Origin of the sequence: Paenibacillus sp. FSL W8-0186 (assembly GCF_037969765.1) — a bacterium.
Lineage (GTDB): Bacteria > Bacillota > Bacilli > Paenibacillales > Paenibacillaceae > Fontibacillus > Fontibacillus woosongensis.
Map to the genome: position 1 here is coordinate 4,126,898 of NZ_CP150207.1, position 22,537 is coordinate 4,149,434.

Genomic DNA, 22,537 nt, shown 5'->3' on the forward strand with positions numbered 1-22,537 from the left:
ATAATTATCGTTTATTCGCTAAATTCTACGGATTCTTATGGAGGATCTGTGTCAAAGCACGATTCCTTAATTCCTTTATTGTACAAAACCGATTTATGTGTTAATTTCAAGATAACCGATTATTTTGAATATGCTAAATAAGTTCATATCTCACAATTAGATTTAGGAGGAAGCATAAATGAACAAGAAGCTTGACGTAGTCACTTTCGGCGAACCGATGGCGATGTTTTACGCCAATGAACCCGGGGAATTGCATAAAGCGCTTTCTTTCTCCAAGGGGATGGCCGGCGCCGAATGCAACGTCTCCGTCGGATTATCCCGTTTGGGCCACTCCGTCGGTCTGGTCACCAAGCTCGGGGAGGATAACTTCGGCCATTTTATTACCGATACCCTGAACAAGGAGAACATCGACACCTCCAACGTAAAATTTACGAATGAATATAGAACGGGTATGCTGGTCAAATCGAAAGTACTGACAGGAGATCCTGTCGTTGAATATTTTCGCAAAAATTCAGCCGCCTCTACAATCAGCTTATCCGATTTTGACGGTGATTATTTCGCATCCGCGAAGCATATGCATGTAACTGGCATTTTCCCGGCGGTTTCGAAATCCTGTCATGAATTTGCTCTTCACGCTGTCGATTTCATGCGGTCCCAGGGAAAAACCGTATCCTTCGATCCAAACCTGCGCCCTTCCCTATGGCCGGATACAGATACGATGGTGAAAGCGATTAACGGCCTGGCCGCCCGCGCCAACTGGGTATTCCCGGGGATTAGCGAAGGCAAGCTGCTTACGGGGCATGATAAGCCGGAAGCCATCGCCGATTTCTATCTGGCGCGCGGCGTTTCGCTCGTGGTGATCAAGCTTGGACCGGAAGGCGCTTATTTCAAATCATCAGACGGGGAAGGATATGTTCCGGGCTTCAAGGTCAAAGAAGTCGTGGACACCGTTGGAGCAGGAGACGGCTTTGCCGTAGGCGTCATCAGCGGATTGCTGGAGCAGCTGCCGCTGCAGGAGGCCGTCCGGCGCGGCAATGCGATCGGTGCCATCAATGTCATGTCTCCGGGGGACATGGACGGTTTGCCTGACCAGGAGAAGCTGCAGAAATTCATGAAGCAATAAATCTTGATATGATAAAAAAAGAACATGTCCCATCGCTAACGGGAGCATGTTCTTTTTTTATATTGTCCGTACGGATTGCCCTTGCTGCAGCATCGGCGGGAAACGGTATGTAATCGGCAGCTCCGTCCCCTTCTGTTCGATCGAAGAGAGCAATATTTTTGCAGCCTGTGTCCCCATGTCGTAAGCAGGCTGAGATATCGTTGTAATGACCGGATTATAGATATGCGCAAACTCGGCATCATCGATGCCAATCACGGACAGCTGATCGGGAATCCGCAGGCCTGTCTGATTGGCGAACTTCAAAATTTCCGCCAGCACAATATCATTGCCTGCCAGCAGCGCTGTTGGCGGTTCGGGCAGTGCCAGCAGCCTTTCCAGCACCTCGGCTATATTTTCTTTTGGTGCATGGCAAATATAGGCTTCGTCGGTCGGAAGGCCGAGCTCTTCCATCGCTTTTTTATACCCGCTGATCCGCTCCTTGCGGGGTGTAATGGCGTAATCGCCAAGCGGAAGCGACAGAATCGCAATCCGTTTATGTCCATGCTCGGCCAGTTCCTGAATCGCGATTTTTGCCGCAGCTTCGTTATCAAGCAGCAAGCTTTGCGTCGTTACTCCCTCAACGAGCCGATCCAGAAATACAAGCGGGAGCTTCATCTCCATCACCCTGCGATAGGAACTGTTACCGTTCCCGGACGGGAACACGATCAGGCCGTCGACCTGGCGAGCTGCCAGCATTTCGATATATTCGCGCTCCTTCTCCGGACTCTCATCGGCGTTGCATATAATCACCTGCGTTTTATGCTGCTGCAGCTCATTTTCGATGGCGCGTATGCATTTGATCGATAACGAGTAATCGATATTGGCCACAATGATGCCAACCATGAAGGTTCGGTTCTGCTTCAGGCTACGGGCAAGCCCGTTCGGCTGATATTTGAGGTCCTCGATAACCTCGCTGATCCGCCTTCTTGTATCCTCGCTCATGTATTGATATCGTTCGTTTAAATACTGGGAGACCGTGCTTTTGGAAACCCCGGCTCTTTTGGCCACATCTTCGATTGTCGGTTTTTTCATCAACCTTCTCCGCTCCTTGTCCAACCCGTGAGGAACAATACTAATCGGATATCGTCACTCAATTCATCTATATTACTAAAAAAGTATACCTATCTTTTAGTAAATAATCTATAGCTATGGTTCACCTGCATCTAATTACCTGCTGCAAATTTTTCTGCTTGGCCATTTTCCCTCTGAGCGGCTCGGCAAGATGACGAGTGACCCATAAGCCCATTTCTATAGATAGCTTGTGGTGATTGCCTGCTCTGGGTATTCCCCTCAATTCTCTAGTCTGTTGACTAGACGGCAGATACGATATAATTCCAAGCAAAAGAGACATCTGCCTCCGTACTAAAATTGCAGGCTGCAACCCGCGATTTTCATACAAAAGAGATGTCCCTCTGATCCTATCCTTATACCTGATATCCCAAATTTACGGCTAGTTCAGACTGCCAATAGCGATCCATGTGACGAATCCATAATTTCTAGAGCTGGGCTTCAGCCTCGAGATTTCAAGAATTGCTGAGTCAGGCGCCTGCGATTTCAACGAGACGTAATACCCCGGATTGTTCGCCATCGCTACGATGACATAATGCGCATGGGCAAAGGGCTCCTCAAGCAACACCATCACTTCTGTCGATTCTTCGTGATTCTGAAGAAGAAATGCTGCCATTCCAAACTGCTGCATCGTTGGTTGATCGCGTATGGCAACCACAGGTGTTACCGACAAATGCTCCAATTGAACCGCACCCTGCTTAATATGCGGGCTCTCGATCGCTCCGGCGGACAAATGTTGGCTTTGTATGACTGCATCCGCCAAATGATTGCCCTGAACAGCTCCTGCCTGCAGATGTGACGCCCCCACGGACTCTTCCTGCAGTACGGCTCCGTCTACTGCACTGAGCTGCAAGTGAGCTCGGCTGACCGAACCTGCTGCCAGATCACTTCCCTTTACACCGCCTTCTGGCAATAGTCCTTCCTGTCGCAGATCGGCAGACAAGTGCTCAGCCTTCACCGTGCCGGCACCGATATGGCGGGAACTCACCGCGCCTTCCGCAATATGGCTTTCTGACACGAGGCCTTCGCTCAAATGATGGGATTCCACTTGACCTGCCGCCAGATGATGGCTTTGAATCAGATCATCCGCCAGATGATAGCTCTGAATTGCCTCTGCCTGCAGATGCGGCGTGCCCACGGACTCTTCCTGGAGCACCTCGCCATCTACTACGCCTGGCTGCAAGTGAGCTCGGCTGACCGAGCCTGCCGCCAGATCGCTTCCCTTCACACCGCCCTCTGGCAGCAATCCTTCCTGCCGCAGATCGGCAGACAAGTGCTCAGCCTTCAACGTGCCGGCACCAATATGGCGGGAACTCACTGCGCCTTCCGCAATATGGCTTTCTGACACGAGGCCTTCGCTCAAATGATGGGATTCCACTTGACCTGCCGCCAGATGATGGCTTTGAATCAGATCATCCGCCAGATGATAGCTCTGAATTGCCTCTGCCTGCAGATGTGACGCCCCCACGGAATCTTCCTGGAGCACCTCGCCATCTACTACGCCTGGCTGCAAGTGAGCACGGCTGACCGAACCTGCTGCCAAATCGCTTCCCTTCACGCCGCCCTCTGGCAGCAATCCTTCCTGCCGCAGATCGGCAGACAAGTGCTCAGCCTTCACCGTGCCGGCACCGATATGGCGGGAACTCACCGCGCCTTCCGCAATATGGCTTTCTGACACGAGGCCTTCGCTCAAATGATGGGATTCCACTTGACCAGCAGCCAGATGTTGGCTTTGAATCAGATCATCCGCCAGATGGTGGCTCTGAATCGCCTCTGCCTGAAGATGTGATGCGCCCACGGACTCTTCCTGGAGCACCTCTCCATCTACTACGCCCGGCTGCAAGTGAGCTCGGCTGACCGAACCTGCTGCCAGATCGCTTCCCTTCACGCCGCCCTCTGGCAGCAATCCTTCCTCCCGCAGATCGGCAGACAAGTGCTCAGCCTTCAACGTGCCAGCGCTGATATGGCGGGAACTCACCGCGCCTTCCGCAATATGGCTCTCTGAAATGAGGCCTTCGCTCAGATGGCGAGATTCCACCTGACCAGCAGCCAGATGCTGGCTTTGGATCAATTCATCCGCCAGATGGTGGCTCTGAATCGCCTCTGCCTGAAGATGTGATGCGCCCACGGACTCTTCCTGGAGCACCTCTCCATCTACTACGCCCGGCTGCAGATGCGCACGGTTGACCGAACCTGCTGCCAGATCGCTTCCCTTCACGCCGCCCTCTGGCAGTAATCCTTCCTCCCGCAGATCGGCAGACAAGTGCTCAGCCTTCAACGTGCCAGCGCTGATATGGCGGGAACTCACCGCGCCTTCCGCAATATGGCTCTCTGAAATGAGGCCTTCGCTCAGATGGCGAGATTCCACCTGACCAGCAGCCAGATGTTGGCTTTGAATCAGGTCATCCGCCAGATGGTGGCTCTGAATCGCCTCTGCCTGAAGATGTGATGCGCCCACGGACTCTTCCTGGAGCACCTCGCCATCTACCACGCCTGGCTGCAAGTGAGCACGGCTGACCGAACCTGCTGCCAGATCGCTTCCCTTCACACCGCCCTCTGGCAGCAATCCTTCCTGCCGCAGATCGGCAGATAAGTGTTCAGCCTTCAACGTGCCAGCACCGATATGACGGGAGCTCACCGCGCCTTCCGCAATATGGCTCTCTGAGATGAGGCCTTCGCTCAAATGACGGGATTCCACCTGACCAGCAGCCAGATGTTGGCTTTGAATCAGGTCATCCGCCAGATGATAGCTCTGAACGGCTCCTGCCTGAAGATGCGCTGCCTCGACGGACTCTTCTTGAAGCACCTCGCTATCTACTACACCTGACTGCAAATGTGCGCGGCTGACCGAACCTGCTGCCAGATCGCTTCCCTTCACACCGCCCTCTGGCAGCAATCCTTCCTGCCGCAGATCGGCAGATAAGTGTTCAGCCTTCAACGTGCCAGCGCTGATATGGCGGGAGCTCACCGCGCCTTCCATAATATGGTTTTCTAAGACGATACCTTCGCTCAAATGGCGAGATTCCACTTGACCTGCCGCCAGATGTTGGCTTTGGATCAATTCATCCGCCAGATGATAACTCTGCACCGCTCCTGCCTGCAAATGTGCCGTCCCCACGGACTCTTCCTGGAGCACCTCGCCATCTACCACGCCTGGCTGCAAGTGAGCACGGCTGACCGAACCTGCTGCCAGATCGCTTCCCTTCACACCGCCCTCTGGCAGCAATCCTTCCTGCCGCAGATCGGCAGATAAGTGTTCAGCCTTCAACGTGCCAGCGCTGATATGGCGGGAGCTCACCGCGCCTTCCCCAATATGGCTTTCTAACACGCTATCTTCGCTCAAATGATGGGATTCCACTTGACCTGCCGCCAGATGATGGCTTTGGATCAATTCATCCGCCAGATGATAACTCTGCACCGCTCCTGCCTGCAAATGTGCCGTCCCCACGGACTCTTCTTGGAGCACCTCGCCATCTACCACGCCTGGCTGCAAGTGAGCACGGCTGACCGAACCTGCTGCCAAGTCGCTTCCCTTCACACCGCCCTCTGGCAATAATCCTTCCTGCCGCAGCTCGGCGGATAAATGCTCAGCCTTCAACGTGCCAGCATCAATATGACGGGAGCTCACCGCGCCTTCCGCAATATGGCTGGCTAATACAATGCCTTCGCTCAGATGGCGGGATTCCACCTGACCTGCCGCCAGATGTTGGCTTTGGATTAATTCATCCGCCAGATGATAGCTCTGAATTGCCTCTGCCTGCAGATGTGCCGTCCCTACGGACTCTTCCTGGAGCACTGCGCTGTCCACCGCGTCCGGCTGCAGATGCACACGACTGACCGACCCTGCTGCCAAGTCGCTTCCTTTCACACCGTCCTCTGGCAATAATCCTTCCTGCCGCAGCTCGACAGATAAGTGTTCAGCCTTCAACGTGCCGGCATCAATATGACGGGAGCTCACCACTCTTTCCGCAATATGGCTGGCTGATACAATGCCTTCGCTCAAATGGCGGGATTCCACTTGACCCGATGCCAGATGTTGGCTTTGGATCAGTTGTTCTGCCAAGTGATAGCTCTGAACGGCTCCTGCCTGAAGATGCGCTGCCCCGACGGACTCTTCTTGGAGCACAACGCTGTCTACCGCCCCAGGATGCAGATGAGCACGGCTGACCGAGCCTGCTGCTAAATCGCTTCCCCTTACGCCGGCCTCCGGCAGCAATCCATTCCGCTGCAGGTCAATAGATAAATGCTTTACTTGAACGGCTTGAGGAGAAATCTGCCTCGATTCGACGGAGGAATCCGCGAGGTGTCTGCCGTTCACGCTATTTTCACATAGATGCTCCATCTTCACCGAACCAGGCGACAAATGGCGGCTCTGTACCGCTCCCTCCGCCAAGTGATGGCCCTGCACCGCCTCGCTCTGAATATGCGAAGAATTTACGCTCTCCCCTAGCAGAACATCACTATCCACAACGCCTGACTGCAAATGAATGCGCCCAATCACGCCTGCTGCCACATCTTTGCTGACAATTCCTCCCTCTGGAAGCAATCCTTCGCGATGCAAATCAGACGACAAATGCTCTAATTGCACTGCATGTGGACGAATATGCCGGGCATCAACCGAAGAATCGGCAAGATGCTTCTCCTCCACGCTGCCTTCTGTTAAGTGTCGGGCTTCAATTGCGGCTTCCGTCAAATGCTGTCCGTTAACCGACTCATCGCTCAAATGATGGGGCAGCACCGAACGCGGCTGCAATTTCGACGAGCTTACGGATTCCCGTTGCAATACATCGCTGTCTACCGCCCCTTCCTGCAAATGAACCCGGCTGATCGCGCCCTGCATAATGTCCTTTCCCGCAATTCCTGTCGCCGGAAGCAGCCCTTCCTCCCGCAGCTCGGCAGATAAGTGCTCAACCTCCACCGCCTTCGGCTGAAGATGGCGGGATCCCAGCGAAGCATCGGCGATATGCTGTCCATCTATGGAGCCCAAAGCTATATGCTGCCCCGCTACCGCTCCATTCGCGAGATGCCCGCCGTGAACGGATTGCTGTGCCAGATGATTGCTCTGCACCGCATCAGCCTGCAAATGAACCGATTGTACGGCATCGTTCTGTAATACATCGCCATCCACAATGCCTGCCTGCAGATGTATTCGTTCAATTGCTCCCGGCGCAATATCGGCCCCAGAGACTCCGTCCTCCGGCAGAAGTCCCCGCTGCTGCAGCTCGGCGGACAAATTCCCCTTCTGCACAGCTTGCTGCCGGATATGCCATGCCTCGACCGCTTCGGCAGCAATATGCTGTCCGCCGACAGCCCCTTCCGATACGTGGCGGGATTGTATCACGCTGTCGGTCAAATGCTGACTAAGCACAGATTCTACACTAATATGTTGGCGTTGTATGGAATCTGGCATCATATGCAGAGAACCGACTACTCCGGTTTGCAGCACGGCTCCATCAACGGATCGAGGCTGAAGATGTTCTCGGCCTACTGAGCCCGGCATCAAGTCATCTCCGCTGACTCCGCCCTCGGGAAGCAATCCGTCACGGCGTAATTCAGGTGCTAAATGATCACCTGTAATCGATTCAGGGCTTATATGCCGCGATTCTAGCACTGCGTTGCCGATATGCCGACCCTTAATGGCTTCCTCGCCCAAATGCCGATCCTGCACAGCGTTCTCTCTTAGCTTGGCAGCCGTAACCGCTCCATCATTCAACGCCTTTTCCGATACCGAACCATCTGAGAAATGGTGACCCTTCAATACGCCCGTACCGAGATGCCTGCTAGTTACAGCTTCTGTTGCAACATGCTCGGACAATACGGCTCCCGGTGCCAGCGCGTCGCTTTGGACGGCCTCTCTTGATATATGCCGGGTCAGGATAGAAGCAGGAGCAAGCTTGGAGGAGACTACGCTTCCTTCAGCAAGCTTGGATACCGTTACAGCCAAATCATTAATTTTGTCGCTTGTAACGCATTCGGGAGACAGTTTCAGCGAAGTGATAGAATGATCCTGTAAATGGTGGGTAAATACGGCTCCATGATTAATATGCTCCTCTTCAACGGCTCCTGGCTGCAGTTGAATCCCTCCGACGCTCTCCGGTGCTATATGAGGGGCATGAACAACTCCTTGAGCCAGATGGTAAGAATGGATTGCCCCGGCATCGATAGCCTTTGCTGTGACAGCTCCGTCAGCAATCTTACTTCCAGTGATGCTCCCATCCTTCAGTTTCTCGGAGATAATTGCCCCCTTCTGAATATGGGGCGTTGAAACGGAGTTTTGCGCCAAATGCCGATCCCCAACTTCACCTTCACCAATCTTATCTCCGGTCACAGCATCTTCTGCGATATGCCACTCCTCAATGGCATAGGACATGATATGTCCTCCCTGTACGGATTCAGCCGCGATGTTCGGAGACTTCACCGCGCCGGGGGCAAGCTGTGTTGATTGAATCGAACCGGGGGCAAGATGCCTGGTCAATACAGCTTCATCCGCTATTTTTTGCGGTAAAATGCTTTGGTCGGCGATTTTCGATGAGGTGACTGCCTGCTCGACGATTTGCATCGTGCCTACCGATTGATCAGACAACTTTGTCGAAAGAATGCTGCGATCGGCCAGATGCTTGCCTTTGATTTGCCCTGCCCCGATATGCTCTTCGCCAATGCTGCTTGCACGAATATGAACCCGGTCAATCGATTCCGGCGCGAGATGCTCCGATTGGACAGCGTTCTCCTTAATATGCTGCGATGAGATGATCTTGTTCTCCAATTGCTCTGTTCCGACGCTAGAGTAGGCCAGCTGTTCTTTCCCAATCAAACCGGGAGCCAAATTGCGCACATTAATCGCATCCTCGGCCAAATGGCGGCTTTGAATAGCCCCGTCTTGAATTTTCCCCCCAGTCACAGCGCCGTCGCGAAGCTTGGAAGATGTGATGGACTGGTCAGCAAGCTTGGAGTTATCGATGACACCGTTGGCCAAATTGATCGTTTGAATACTGCCGCTCATAATTTTATCCGAGGTCACGGCTTGATCCTGCAGTAAATCCGTGGTCACAATCCAATCGCTCAAGTGGCGGCTCTGAATCGAATGATCGGCCAGTTTGTCAGCTACGATGATGCCGTCAGCCAGCTTATCTGAAGTAATGCTGCCTTCCTGAAGCTTCTCCCCCCCAATGGAACGATTCCTGATCGTTCTTCCTTCGATGGAGCCCTCTACCAGATGCTCACCTGTAATCGATTCAGGTGCAATTTTGGATGAGGTTACCGCCCCATCGGCAATCTTGATGCCTTGGACGGCATAATCGGCTAGCCAGGCCGTGCCGATCGTCCCATACTTGATCCTCGATGCATCGATCGTATAAGGAGCGATTTTCGGCCCTGTTACGGCGGCATCCCTCAAATCGTTCGTATAGACGATCCCTTCGTCAGCAAGAGGTGTCTTCTTCTCCGCCAGATGTGCCGCCAAATCCAGGTTGGGTGACGATGCTTCATCATCCGTATGCTCGGCGTTTTCCGTCGCTACTGACTCAGCCGCCTCCGCTGTATCGGCTAACTCATCCTCCTCGATAAAAAAATCGTCCGCCATCAAATCATCATCAGGTGAAAATATTGCAGGCGCAGCAGACTGATGGATCCTCATATCCTTCGGCTCGGTTCGCCGCTCGCTTATTTCCGTCTCCAGCAGTTTAAGCTCATTAATATCCGGATTATCCACGTAATAAAGCGACTTTTTCTTCTTACCGCTTCTCGGGGGTTTGTTCTTCTTCAAGCCGTTCTCTCCTTTGCCCAGTAATTAAATCGTCTGTGGCATCATATGCGAACGGCTAGGCACTTGTCACAGCTGCATTCTCTGCAGCCGACCGATTCAACGCAGCACCATGCAAATAGCCCTAGCAAGATCTTCTCGCTAAGGCTATTTCCGTTTCAATTTATTGAGTTACGATAGAATTCAAGGAAGCATAGGCAAGCGGCACAAAGCCTTCTGACGGCTCGCCTTGCGGGATATTCACTTCGAACGCATACCCCTGTCCGCCAATTTCCTTGACAATATATTGCTGGCTCAGATCATTTCCGGCAGCCTGCAAAAACACGGAAGTATCCGGCATAAACCTGTTCATGACTTCGCCTGTAACTTCCTCGACATTGCCTGTCTTTGACAACCTTTCCTTCGCTTCACTCCGCAGGTCATCCGTGTTGTAATCGGAAGGGAGCTTAGTAATTTTCACCTTGTAATTCGAGTCGTATTTCATGCTCAAAGTATCCGATTGCGAATCAAAGTCAAAAATATCAAACACATAGAGCGCATATCCCTGGCCCTCAGCCAAATTGGCAGTCCGTTCTTCCTTCATTCCTTCAAGCTCAACCTCAAGCTCCTTGGTCGCGGGCAGCTCTCCTGACGCCCGGGGCGCCTCAGCCTTCTCCAGTCGTGTAAGAACCAGCTGTTTCAGCGGATCATCCCCGGGGACCGCCTTTTCTACGTATTCAAATTCGACCAGGTCACTGGGTATCAATCCTTCAGCGATGGCGGAAATCGAGGCATCCATCTGAAATGGCGTCGGTTCCCCGTTTACCTCTATTTCTAGCGAATGATTATCCATCAATCCTATAAACCGGCCTGTTCCCTGTTTTGTTACCTCATTTCCGGCATCTTCGGGAGGTTTGGTCTCATCTTGTATCTGGCCATTCCCGTTATTCGAGTTTCCCGGCTGGTTCGTTCCCGTCTTGCTGCACGCGGTTAGCGACAAAGACAACGTTAACACCACTGCCGCCAATAATGTTAATACTTTTCTGCTCTTATTCATTATGCACCTCCACCTACGATAACGTTTCAAGCTCTAGAAATGTTGCACTATTTATTACCCGAATTCGCCGTCTGCAGCTAGTCGATAAGCCATCCCGCCTTCGTTCAAGCAAAAAGACGCCCTTAGCCATTTTATGGCTGAGGGCGCCTGGTTAAAGCTTATTCATTGTTTGAGGCCGTTCTGGCGAGGAACAGACATACGGTAATTAATAAAAATGCAATTAATGCCATAAAAGGAATCGTGATGAATCCCCACCAATTCAAATAATCGATATTACACGGAATCCCTACTTTGCAGGGCAGCAGCTCCGCCAAACCGGGAATTTTCTGCTGGGCGTAATGATAGATCGAGATAGATCCTCCGATGATGCTGAGCGGAAGGGCATATCCAATCATTCTGCGGTCGTTGCGAAACGCGGCCATGCCGAGCATAATCACGAGCGGATACATGAATATGCGCTGAAACCAGCACAGCTTGCAGGGCTCATAGTACAGCACTTCACTTAAATACAGGCTTCCTGCGGCAGCTACCATCGATACGAGCCAAGCAAGATAAATGCCATATTCCCTAAAAAAAGAGCGTACCGGGCCTTGGACCATCCTACTCACCCTTCAATTCGTTTTCTATCGCTTTCTTGATCTCGGTGTAGTCTCCAAAGTTTCCGTTATACTGCTTGCCGTTAATGAATATCGTAGGTGTTCCCTGAACTCTGAGCTGATTCGCTTTGTTTCGGTGCTCGTCCACTTCGTTCTGGTACGTCTTCTCTTCGATATCCTTGCGGAGAAGATCGTAGTCGATGCCAATGTTCTCCTTCTGCGCCAGCTCGACCAGATAATCGACCGTCGCCCACTGCTCGTTCTCGTTCCCTTGATTTGTGTACAAGGCATCAAAATAAGCCCAGAATGCTTCGTTGCTTTGATGGTATACAGCCTGCGCTGCCAATGCAGCCGTATCTGAATCAGGTCCTAGAAAAGGATAGTTCATAAAATAAAAGGCTGCCTTGCCCTGATCTACATAATCGCTTTGGATTTGCGGCTTGACAAGTTCATTGAAAATGCTGCATGCCGGGCATTTATAATCTCCAAATTCCACAATTTTAATAGGAGCGTTCGGATCTCCCAATACCGGAAGGCCAGCATATTCAAACGCCTCTGCTTTGGGTTTCGTCGGGATCAGTAAAACAATAATACAGAGCGCCAACAGCACCCCCACCGTGGAAAACCAAATCACCCGTCTTGTCTTCTGTTTTTGCTGCTGCTTCATCTGTTCCGATTTGCGCTGCGCCAACGCATTAGTTTGCTTTTTCGGCGGCATGTCATCCCCTCTTTCTTTAAATTTGCATATTCACATTATACAGTGTAACCAACCTTGTTACAAAGGAATGTTTTCGCTTTGTTATATTGGAATTATAATACATAACATGAATATATTATACTATCATTATGAAAAAACATCTAACGACATAATGCTAGATTCGATAAATCTAAATTTAAGACAAAACCTAAAAAAAGACGGCCCGATAGACCGCCTTTCCTGACACAGACAAACTGGAAATTATTCTTTTTCCCCGGCTCCGTCAGCAGCATCCGGCTCCGCTCTGGCGTCGCCTTCCGCCTCTGCCTCGGGCTCTGCTACACGCGGGAGTACGACAGAAGCCAGCAGCTCATCCTCCAGGGCAATCAATGAAATGCCCTCAGGGAGCTGGACATCAGCGGCAACCAGCTTGTCTCCGGTGCCAAGCGGAGTCACATCCACCTCGAGCCCGGACGGCAGGTCATCCGGCAAACCTTCGATTTCAAGCTCCGTCGCTTGAATTTGCAGAACTCCGCCAACCTTAGTTCCTTCGGCCGTCCCGTTGTAAATCAGCGGCACCTTAACACGTATCGGTTTATTTTTCGACACCTTCTGAAAATCGACATGAAGTACTTTGCCGCCTCGCTGCTGAACATCCTTTATCAATACCGGAATGCCCTGCGCACCGTCGATCCGCAGCTCAAAAAATTCGGTGCGTCCCGTACGAGCTACTCTGGCCAGTTGTTTCTCGTCCACGTAAATAGACTGGGCTTCCGTTCCGCCTCCGTACACGCTAGCGGGAATGCCCCCATTTTTCCTTAATTGGTGAAGTGAAGAGCGGGTAAACTCCGTCCTCTTTGAGACGTCTAAGTACTGGGTTCGTTGATTCGTACTCGCAGTCATACGTAACACCCTCCTCATTGTAATGCCATGGCTGAAACCACATTGTTATTTTACCCAATTCTCCGCTATTCCTAACGTTACCACCTTATAATTCCTTATTCGCTAAATGTGCTAAATACGCAGATACGAAAAAAACCGGCGCAGATGCGCCGGCTGGAAAGAAACCCAAATATATTGTTGGAAAAGCTGAAACCTGAAAAGTATACCTGATAAGCTTTAGAATAGCGCTTTATTGTTGGATGCCTCTGACAAGCTCCACGACTTCCTCGGCCGTGCTTAGCTGCAGCGCTTTGGCCGCCAGCTCCTGCATTTCTGCCTTGGAGAGCTTGGCGATTTGCGAACGCGCAGGCAGAATCGAAGTGGCGCTCATGCTGAACTCATCCAATCCAAGCCCAAGCAGCAGCGGAATTGCTGTAGAATCTCCCGCCATCTCTCCGCACATGCCTGCCCAGCGCCCTTCTTTGTGAGCGGCATCGATAACCATTTTCACCAAGCGCAAAATCGCCGGATTGTATGGCTGATACAAATAGGAAACGCGCTCGTTCATCCGGTCGGCAGCCATCGTATATTGGATAAGATCATTCGTGCCGATGCTGAAGAAGTCAACCTCTTTGGCAAACTGATCAGCCAGCACCGCCGTTGCCGGAATTTCCACCATAATCCCGATCTGGATGTCCTCCGATACGGTGACGCCTTCAGCCGCTAGTTTATCCTTCTCCTCCAGCAGCAGGGCTTTTGCCTGACGGAATTCATCCAGCGTAGCGATCATCGGGAACATGATCCGCAAATTCCCGTAAATGCTCGCCCGCAGTAAAGCTCGAAGCTGTGTCCGGAAAATATCCGTCCGCTCCAGACAGAGACGTACGGCCCGAAAACCGAGGAATGGATTCATTTCCTTCGGCAAGTCCAAATATGGCAGCTCTTTGTCGCCGCCGATATCCAGCGTCCTGACGACTACCGGCTTGCCTTCCATTTTCTCAAGCACCGTTTTGTAGGCGTTGAATTGCACTTCCTCCGAAGGAAGCTCCGTCCGGCCCATATAAAGGAACTCGGTACGGTACAGCCCTACGCCTTCGCCGCCGTTCTCCAGTACGCCAGCCACATCGTTTGGCGTTCCAATGTTGGCCGCCAGCTCCACATGAACCCCGTCGCGGGAAACCGTCGGCACCTCACGCAGCTTCTTCCACTCTTCGATTTGCTGCAGATGCTGGTCACGCTTCGCTATATACTGCTCAACAACCTCAGGCGAAGGATTTACGATGACGGTTCCGTCCAGTCCATCGACGATCAGCAGATCACCGTTGTTTACCTGGCTCAGCACATCCTTCGTTCCAACGACAGCCGGAATTTCCAGGGAACGCGCCATAATGGCCGAATGCGAAGTACGGCCGCCGATATTCGTTGTAAAGCCTTTTACATATTTGCGGTTAAGCTGCGCCGTATCCGAAGGCGTCAAGTCTTCCGCTACAACGATAACCTCCTCGCTGATCTCAGCGGGATTTACGTAATTCAGACCAAGCAGATGAGTCAGCACGCGCTTCGTAACGTCCCTCATATCCGCCGCACGCTCCTTGAGATAGTCGCTCTTCATGTTCTCAAACATGGAGATGAACTGCTGGGCGGTTTCGTTCAGTGCAAATTCGGCGCTGACTTTTTCCGTATTGATTTTGTCCCGTACAGGGGTAAGCAGCTCAGGGTCGTTCAGAATGAGCAGATGCGATTCGAAAATCTCCGCCTTCTTCTCCCCCAGCTCTTGATGCGTGCGTGCTTTAATCGCCTCAAGCTCTTGCTGCGACTTCGATAAAGCTTCATCCAGGCGAGCGTTCTCTGCCGCAGGATCCTCGATCTCCCGGCGCTTTACCGTATAATCAGGGTGCTCCAGCTTGAAAACCGGAGCAATCGCTACACCTGCTGATGCAGCAATCCCATTGATGTTAAGCATTTACTTCGCCTAACCCTTCATTAACCATTACGTCAGTGAGCGCTTGAAGCGCTTCTGCGGCATTGTCTCCATCGACAGTCAACGTAATGAGATCGCCTTTTTCAAGCCCTAGGGAAAGTACGCCAAGAATGGACTTCAAGGTCACTTTTTTGCCGTTAGCTTCCGCGAATACTTCAGCTCCGCTGAATTTGTTTGCTGTATTTACCAGCGCTGTGGCTGGGCGTGCATGAATACCATCTTCATCCGTGATTCTGAATACTTTTTCCATAATAAGTACACTCGCTTTCTGTTAAAGTTTAGTTTATTTGAACCCCTCATCTCCAGATGAGGGATGCTGTAACCCCAGGCCGTGCTTATTTTATCGTAATAATGTTGCCTTCTCCAGCTTTCAGCTTGCCCGTTTTGTTCAGCTCCACCGTAGAGCCTTCTGGAAGGTTGGAGAAAATAATCGGCGAAATCAACGACTTCGCATTCTCCTTCACATAAGCGATATCCACTTCCATAATCGGCTGCCCTGCAGCTACGAGGTCGCCTTCCTCAACAAGCACTTTGAAGCCTTGGCCCTTCAGCTTTACGGTGTTAACGCCGATATGCACCAGCACTTCCTTGCCGCCATCGGACAGGATGCCGATCGCATGCTTGCTAGGGAATACATTAAACACTTTACCATAAACCGGGGAACAAATCGTCCCTTCCTCCGGCAGCACCGCAAATCCGTCACCCGTCATTTTTTCGGAAAAAACAGGATCAGGAACGTTCGTAATATCCATCAACTCGCCACTAGCCGGCATTACGATATCCTCGTCGATAATCGCTTTCCCGTCCTGAGCTGCTTGCTGCTCTACCTCGGCAGGTTTCTCCGCCGCAGCAGCAGGCGAAATAACTGGGGTCTTACCACTCATTATATCCCCAATTTGGGTCTTAATCGTATCAGATCTTGTGCCAAAAATGGCTTGAATGTTGTTGCCAACTTCCAGAACTCCAGAAGCCCCAAGCGCTTTAAGGCGGTTTTTGTCTACATCTGCTTTCTCCTTCACTTCGACCCGAAGCCGGGTAATGCAGGCATCGAGATGGACGATGTTGCCCTGGCCGCCCAATGCGGCAAGAATGTTCTGCGGCAGCTCATCCTGTGTGGTCTGCCCTCTTTGTTCCCCGCCGTCTTGTTGAGCGGAGTCATCCTCACGGCCTGGCGTCTTCAGGTTGAATTTGCGGATAACGAAGCGGAAGCCAAAATAGTAAATAACGGCCAGAATTAAGCCGACGATAATGACGTTCCACCAAGGCGTACGCCCCGGAATTACTCCAAAAATCAGGAAGTCGATCAATCCGCCGGAGAATGTCATCCCGATTTTCACATCGAGCAGATGCATCGTCATGAACGACAAGCCCGCAAATACGCAGTGTACGACAAACAGCAGCGGTGCCACGAACAGGAACGAGAATTCAAGCGGTTCTGTAATCCCCGTCAAAAAAGAAGTCAGCGCGGCCGAACCCATAATCCCGGCAACATACTTTCTGTGCTGCGGCTTGGATTCGTGATAGATCGCCAGCGCGGCAGCCGGCAAACCGAACATCATAAACGGGAATTTACCGGTCATGAACGTACCTGCAGTAAACCCTACGCCATCGCGAAGCTGCGCCATAAAGATTTTCTGGTCTCCGCGAACGATTTGTCCCGCATTGTTTACGTACTCTCCGAACTCGAACCAGAACGGCGAATAGAAAATATGGTGAAGACCAAATGGAATAAGTCCCCGCTCGATGACGCCGAATATAAAGGCAGAAAGCGTGCGGTTCTGCTCCAGCATAAAGTGGGATACGGTGTTAAGCCCCCCCTGAATCGGCGGCCAAATGATGACCATAGCCAAGCCTAGCAGCAAAGATGTAGCAGCCGTCATAATTGGCACAAAGCGTTTACCTGCAAAGAAGCCAAGATAGGACGGCAGCTCGATCTTAAAGAATCGCTTGTACATCGAGGCTGCGAGAACCCCTACAATAATCCCCCCGAATACGCCTGTCCCCAGTGTCGGGATACCCAGTACGCTAGCATAGGCTGGATCTTCTCCAATCATGGAAGGCGTGACCCCGATCACCGTTCCCATGGTCACGTTCATGACCAAATAACCGATGATCGCGGCAAGTCCCGCAACTCCATCTCCGCCAGCAAGCCCTACCGCCACACCGACGGCAAACAGCAATGCCAGATTCGTAAAGACGATATCGCCAGCATTCATCATCACCGTAGCGATTGCATTTACTGTAGCGTTATCCAGAGCCGGCACGAGGTTCAAGAAATCCGGATTGATCAGCATGTTTCCAATACCAAGCAGCAATCCAGCCGCAGGCAGCAGCGCTACAGGCAGCATCAAGGCCTTACCTACCCGCTGCAGCACGCCAAAAAAGCGTTTAAACATATCCATCCTCCTGTAAGCTTTTCTCTATATAACTGCCCAACAACAGCAAAAAAGGCATAAGCTAATAAAAGGTACTTCTGGCTCACATCTCCTACGGTTATAATACCCCGCATTATAGAAATGCAATCAAAGTACTTTAATCAACTCATGCCTGATCGAATCAGTAACACATTGTCATATGCTATTGTTGTTTATCGACTAGAGTATAGCAAGAAGGTCAATTCAGTGTCAAGCCTCTATCGATGATGGACGGTCAGACGATGCAGATGCATGGTCAGATAGCTGATTTCAGCCTGGTATACCGGCTTGTTCAGCCTGGCCTCCATCACTTTCGTCAATTTCCCGGCCAGCTTGTACAGCTCCGGATATTCCTGACTTAGCAGCGCTTCCAACTTCTCGACGACGGCCACTTTCTCGCCACGCTTTACGCGCTCAATCGCGAACCTTAAATGAGTCAAGAGGCGTGAGTAATCCAAGGAATGGCGCAATATTCTCATCCTCAGCTCCTCCTCTACCATATTCACAAGGTCTGCGATCAGCTGCGTGTGCTCGCGTACCTCGCTGACATGCCGATTGGTCATCGCGCTGTTGATGTGGAGGGCGACAAAGCCGATCTCGTCCTGGCCTAAATCTACGCCCAATCTTTCATGAATAAGCTCGATTGCATACTCAGCCAGCTCGTATTCCATAGGATAGATCTCTCTGGTCTCGAACAGAAAGGGGTTATGGATGGCCATATCCTGCTCCGCCCGTTTGATTGCAAACGAAAGATGGTCAGTCAATGCAATGTGAATATGTTCATTCAACTCTTGATTCGTCTTCTGGGATATATACATAATGATTTCCCCAATGACTTCGATCAGATGTTCATCGACCTGGGGAACAAGCTGTTTATACTGCTCCTGCTCCTGCTGGTTCTTCAGAATGAACATCTTCTCTACCGCATCCAGTGGAATCAAGTCGCCCTGCCTGCGGTTAAATCCGATGCCCTTGCCAATGACAACGACCTCGCCATGTCCAGGATGATTCGCAATGATTACATTGTTATTCAGCGCTTTGGCTACATGCAGCCTGCTCACAGTTGCACCTCACTTGCCTCCAAAATACAAAATTCCATGCTTACGAATATTAAATTCTACCATAGTACGGCGCAATATAAAAGCGCCTCGCCTTTCGGCGAGACGCTTTACAACGAGCTTATGCACAAATGTCAATAATTACTTCCTGTTATCAAGCAAATCACGCCATGAAATCAGGAATCCTGCTCCGAGGAAGCTGCGCTTTCCTGTACGACAGGCGGTTTGACTGACCCTGTCTGCAGCGGAGAAGGCGAGCTATGAGCCGCCCCTGCGGAGGCTGCAGCCGGAACCTGGGCAGAAGAAGCTGCCGGCAGGGCTTTGCCTTGGGTCAGGCCTTTAATCAAACGATCCAGCTCGATGCCGGATACGCTTTTGAGCATTTCCGGCGCCGTAGCCATGAGCTCGGTCACGTAATTGCTCACCCGGGCAGCGCCTTCGCCTTTGCCGGTGTCCACAACGGTAAGCTTATCGATGGACGAGATTGGACCAGCGATTTTCTCCGCAAGCTCAGGCAGCATTTTCACCACGATATCCAGAATCGCGGCCTCGCCGAACTTCTGGAACGCTTCGGCCAGCTTCTCCTTCGCTTCGGCTTCAGCAAGCCCCCGCAGCCGGATAATCTCGGCGTCGGCCGTCCCCTTTGCCCTTTCAGCATCCGCGATCGCAAGACCTTCGAGGCGTTTCTGCTCAGCAGAAGCCTTAGCCTGGGTCTCGATGGAGTATTGCAGCGCGTCGGCCTCCCGCATCTTTCGGGCCTTCTCAGCTTCTGCTGCCTGCTCTACCGCATAACGGTCGGCGTCGGCTTTCTTCTTCACCTCGGCGTCATATTGCTTCTGCCGTACCATAATTTCCTTATCCTGCAGGTCAATTTCGCGTTCTTTGCGCACGAGCTCAACCTTCATTTGCTCTTCCACCATCGTCTGCTTTGCACGCGCTTCCTGGATATGATAAGCCTGGTCAGCTTCTGCTTTCGCCGTGTCTTGCTCCTTTTTAAAGGAAGCGACCTTCAGTTCCTTCTCCTTGGAGGCCTCGGCGATATTCGTATCGCGGAGCAGTTCGGCCTTCTGACCGGACTCCTCTGCGAGCGCCTTTTGAATTCGCGAGTCCCGTACCGCCTCGGCTTCAGCAATCTCGGCGTCCCGTTTTACCGCGGCAATACGCGGCTTACCAAGCGCCTCTAGATAGCCGTGCTTATCACGTACATCTTTAATCGTGAAGGAGACAATCTGCAGCCCCATCTTCTTGAGATCCCGGGCAGCGACGCCTTGAACCTCCTGGGCGAATTTGTCCCGGTTGCGGTATACTTCCTCTACGGTCATCGATCCGAGAATTGAGCGAAGATGCCCCTCGAGAACTTCTTGCGCTTCTCCTTTAAGCGATTCAATCGGCTTGCCCATAAACTGCTCCGCCGCTGTAGCCACGTCTTCTACCGAGCTGCCCACCTTGATAATGGCAACCCCGTCAGCCGATACCGGCACGCCTTGCTCGGTATAGACCTCCGGAGTCATCACGTCCAGCTTATGCGACAGCAAGGACATGAACTCCGCCTTTTGAAATATGGGCCAAATGAAAGCCCCGCCGCCGCGGACGATTTTGATTTTGCGGCCCGTTTCATCATCAGAAATATTTTTGCTGCCTAGGAAGGAACCCGTAACAATCATCGCCTCATCCGGACTTACCGTCTTATACCGAGCCCAAAACGCTAAGCCAAGCACAACAATGACCGCAATAATGATTAACGGAATTAACAAAAAATCAGGCATCCCTTCAAATAACATCACACCATCTCCCTTTCCTGTCCATTCTCATAAAGCCGCGATACCTGCACGACGCCGTCCTTGGAATCAATAACGACGACGAGTGTGCCTGCCGGAATTTCCGTATTGTCCCAGCTTGATGCAATATGTAGCGTGTTGCCAGCCACAAAATTGACCATGATCTCCCCGAACCCCGCCTTTGGGATTGGCACGGTCACTTCACCCAGCTTGCCCGGAAGCTCGGCTGCAGAGAAGCCTGTCGAGTTCTCGCTGTTCTCCATCGGCTTAACGTAAGCAAAATAAATGATCACCGACATCAACAACGCGATTAGAATCGAAAATACAATGACGGCCACAGTACTAAGACTGGTGTAGCGAACGAGCAATACGCCGGCACCCCCGAACGTAGTCACCGCGGAAGCCAGAATAATCGGCTTTAGAAAATCGACGTTTAAAATGTCGAATACCCCGTCCAGCCAGCTGCCGACGATATCCCCCACGATGACGCTGAGCAAAGCGAATACGGCTCCGCCGAGCAGACAGCTCCAGAACATGGCCTCCATCTGCAGCCCCTCCTTTCTGGATGTGTATATATTTAGTAATACGTTACAGGAAGTGGTTTCGTTTCGCTCATTTAGCAGGATTAGCAGGAATCGCGGTGAACCGCAAAAGCCGAGCAAGGTACCCGCGGGTCCCTGCTCGGCTTATATATCTCGGATTTTGGCCGCCCTGATGTTGTGCAGCGGCCAGTACACGATAGTACACTTACTTGACCGCTGCGTTATAGGGAACGGCGGTAAATGGCCAGAACGTCCTCTTTCTGCAGCTTCGCAAAATTGCCGAACGGTCCGAACCGCATCGCTTTGTCGGCCATCAGCTCCAGCTTGCTGCCATCGATATCGTAGTCAGCAAGCCTGCTTGGCGCGCCGATCGAGTTCCAGAACGCGCGCAGGGCGGCGATTCCTTCCTCGGCCACCTGCTGGTCACTTTTGCCGATTGGATCGATCCCGAACACCTTCTCCGCGAGACGCTTGAAGCGGGCTACGTCATGAGGCAGATTATGACTCATCCAGTTCGGGAACAGAATCGCCAGGCCGCCTCCATGCGGAATATCATATACGGCGGATACGGCATGCTCGATGTTATGCGTTGCCCAGTCGCCGGAAAGCCCCATATTCAGCACTCCGTTCAGAGCCATCGTGCCGCAGAGGAGAATCGTCTCCCGATGGTCGAAGCTCTCTAAATCCTCGATCAGCTTAGGTGCCGTCTCAATTACGGTACGAAGCAGCGCCTCGCAGAATTCGTCCTGCAGCAAGGTGTTGGTTTCCTTGTGAAAATAATGCTCGAACACATGCGACATAATGTCAACAATGCCGTACACCGTCTGGTCCTTCGGCAAAGTAAAGGTGTTCTCCGGATCCAGGATCGAGAAAACAGGATACACGAGCGGGCTGCCCCAGCCCAGCTTCTCCTCGGTCGCTTCGTTGGATATGACCGAATTACCGTTCATTTCCGAGCCGGTAGCGGCCATCGTCAGCACGGTTCCTAGCGGAAGCGCAGCCTTCGGAACCGCCTTGTGCTCGGCAAAATCCCACATATCCCCGTCGTATTTGGCTCCTGCCGCAATCGCTTTGGCGCAGTCCAGCACACTGCCTCCGCCTACTGCTAGAACCAGTTCGATCTCCTTAGTCTTGCATAGATCCACTCCCCGGTGAACGGTGGACAAGCGAGGATTTGGCTCCACACCGGCCAGCTCGGTTACTTCTGCCCCGATTTCTTTAAGCTGGACAATCACCTGATCATACAGCCCGCTCCGCTTAATACTCCCGCCGCCGTATACCATCAGCACTTTTTTGCCGTATTTGGGAACCTCCGTCTTCAGTGCTGTGATTTGCCCTTTGCCAAAAATGAGCCTCGTCGGGTTATGAAATTGAAAAGAGTTCATGCAACATGCCTCCCTTAGTTTATCCCTTAAATTATGTACTGCACTCTAAATTATACTCTTCCCCCTTTTAGGAAACAATCGGCATGCTTAAAGTGAGCGGAGCGGCTTCGAGTGACCATTTCCTTTGGAGAAGAACGCCATGCTTTCTTATGAAAAAGACTGCCTTCCATTCATCGAAT

Annotated in this window: 14 protein-coding genes; 1 reads left to right on the forward strand and 13 read right to left on the reverse strand. The window is 51.9% G+C overall.

Translation table 11 applies throughout. The annotated features are described in order from the left end of the window. Positions 1–178 precede the first annotated feature (178 nt). A complete protein-coding gene (locus MKX50_RS18445; RefSeq protein ID WP_213589678.1) occupies positions 179–1,123 on the forward strand; it encodes a sugar kinase in 945 nt (314 codons plus the stop codon). 57 nt (positions 1,124–1,180) lie between these two features. Here the strand turns inward: MKX50_RS18445 and MKX50_RS18450 are convergent, their stop codons facing one another. The 13 genes from MKX50_RS18450 to MKX50_RS18510 all read right to left on the reverse strand — a co-directional run bounded on the left by MKX50_RS18450 (position 1,181) and on the right by MKX50_RS18510 (position 22,358). Continuing rightward, complete coding sequence (locus MKX50_RS18450) at positions 1,181–2,194, reverse strand: LacI family DNA-binding transcriptional regulator (protein ID WP_213589677.1); 1,014 nt, start codon at positions 2,192–2,194, stop codon at positions 1,181–1,183. A gap of 418 nt (positions 2,195–2,612) precedes the next feature. Further along, positions 2,613–9,992, reverse strand: coding sequence for a WIAG-tail domain (locus MKX50_RS18455; RefSeq protein WP_339157548.1), 7,380 nt, complete (start codon positions 9,990–9,992; stop codon positions 2,613–2,615). Positions 9,993–10,152: 160 nt separating this feature from the next. Continuing rightward, positions 10,153–11,025: a hypothetical protein gene (locus MKX50_RS18460; RefSeq protein ID WP_339157549.1), complete on the reverse strand. Its 873-nt coding sequence runs from the start codon at positions 11,023–11,025 to the stop codon at positions 10,153–10,155. A 158-nt stretch (positions 11,026–11,183) separates the two neighbouring features. After that, on the reverse strand, positions 11,184–11,624 hold the full coding sequence (locus MKX50_RS18465) for a disulfide oxidoreductase (RefSeq protein WP_213589673.1): 441 nt from the start codon (positions 11,622–11,624) through the stop codon (positions 11,184–11,186). Between the two features lies 1 nt (position 11,625). Beyond that, positions 11,626–12,339 carry a thioredoxin domain-containing protein gene (locus MKX50_RS18470; protein WP_213589671.1) on the reverse strand — a complete coding sequence of 238 codons (714 nt, stop codon included), beginning with the start codon at positions 12,337–12,339 and terminating at the stop codon, positions 11,626–11,628. Positions 12,340–12,579: 240 nt separating this feature from the next. Continuing rightward, positions 12,580–13,221, reverse strand: a complete 642-nt coding sequence (locus MKX50_RS18475) for a 50S ribosomal protein L25 (RefSeq protein ID WP_339157550.1) — start codon at positions 13,219–13,221, stop codon at positions 12,580–12,582. Positions 13,222–13,450: 229 nt separating this feature from the next. Further along, positions 13,451–15,163, reverse strand: coding sequence for a phosphoenolpyruvate--protein phosphotransferase (ptsP, locus tag MKX50_RS18480; RefSeq protein ID WP_339157551.1), 1,713 nt, complete (start codon positions 15,161–15,163; stop codon positions 13,451–13,453). Next, positions 15,156–15,431 (reverse strand): HPr family phosphocarrier protein, encoded by a 276-nt coding sequence (locus tag MKX50_RS18485; RefSeq protein WP_155610719.1) that lies wholly within the window; start codon positions 15,429–15,431, stop codon positions 15,156–15,158. Before MKX50_RS18485 ends, ptsP begins: the two co-directional genes overlap by 8 nt. An 85-nt stretch (positions 15,432–15,516) precedes the next feature. After that, a complete protein-coding gene (gene ptsG, locus MKX50_RS18490) occupies positions 15,517–17,577 on the reverse strand; it encodes a glucose-specific PTS transporter subunit IIBC (RefSeq protein WP_213589665.1) in 2,061 nt (686 codons plus the stop codon). Positions 17,578–17,813: 236 nt separating this feature from the next. After that, on the reverse strand, positions 17,814–18,656 hold the full coding sequence (locus tag MKX50_RS18495) for a PRD domain-containing protein (RefSeq protein ID WP_330163338.1): 843 nt from the start codon (positions 18,654–18,656) through the stop codon (positions 17,814–17,816). 173 nt (positions 18,657–18,829) lie between these two features. Next, on the reverse strand, positions 18,830–20,419 hold the full coding sequence (locus MKX50_RS18500; protein WP_339160183.1) for a flotillin family protein: 1,590 nt from the start codon (positions 20,417–20,419) through the stop codon (positions 18,830–18,832). A 14-nt stretch (positions 20,420–20,433) separates the two neighbouring features. Then, complete coding sequence (locus tag MKX50_RS18505; RefSeq protein WP_339157552.1) at positions 20,434–20,976, reverse strand: protease; 543 nt, start codon at positions 20,974–20,976, stop codon at positions 20,434–20,436. A 218-nt stretch (positions 20,977–21,194) separates the two neighbouring features. Beyond that, complete coding sequence (locus tag MKX50_RS18510) at positions 21,195–22,358, reverse strand: iron-containing alcohol dehydrogenase (protein WP_213589660.1); 1,164 nt, start codon at positions 22,356–22,358, stop codon at positions 21,195–21,197. Between the last annotated feature and the right edge of the window lie 179 nt (positions 22,359–22,537).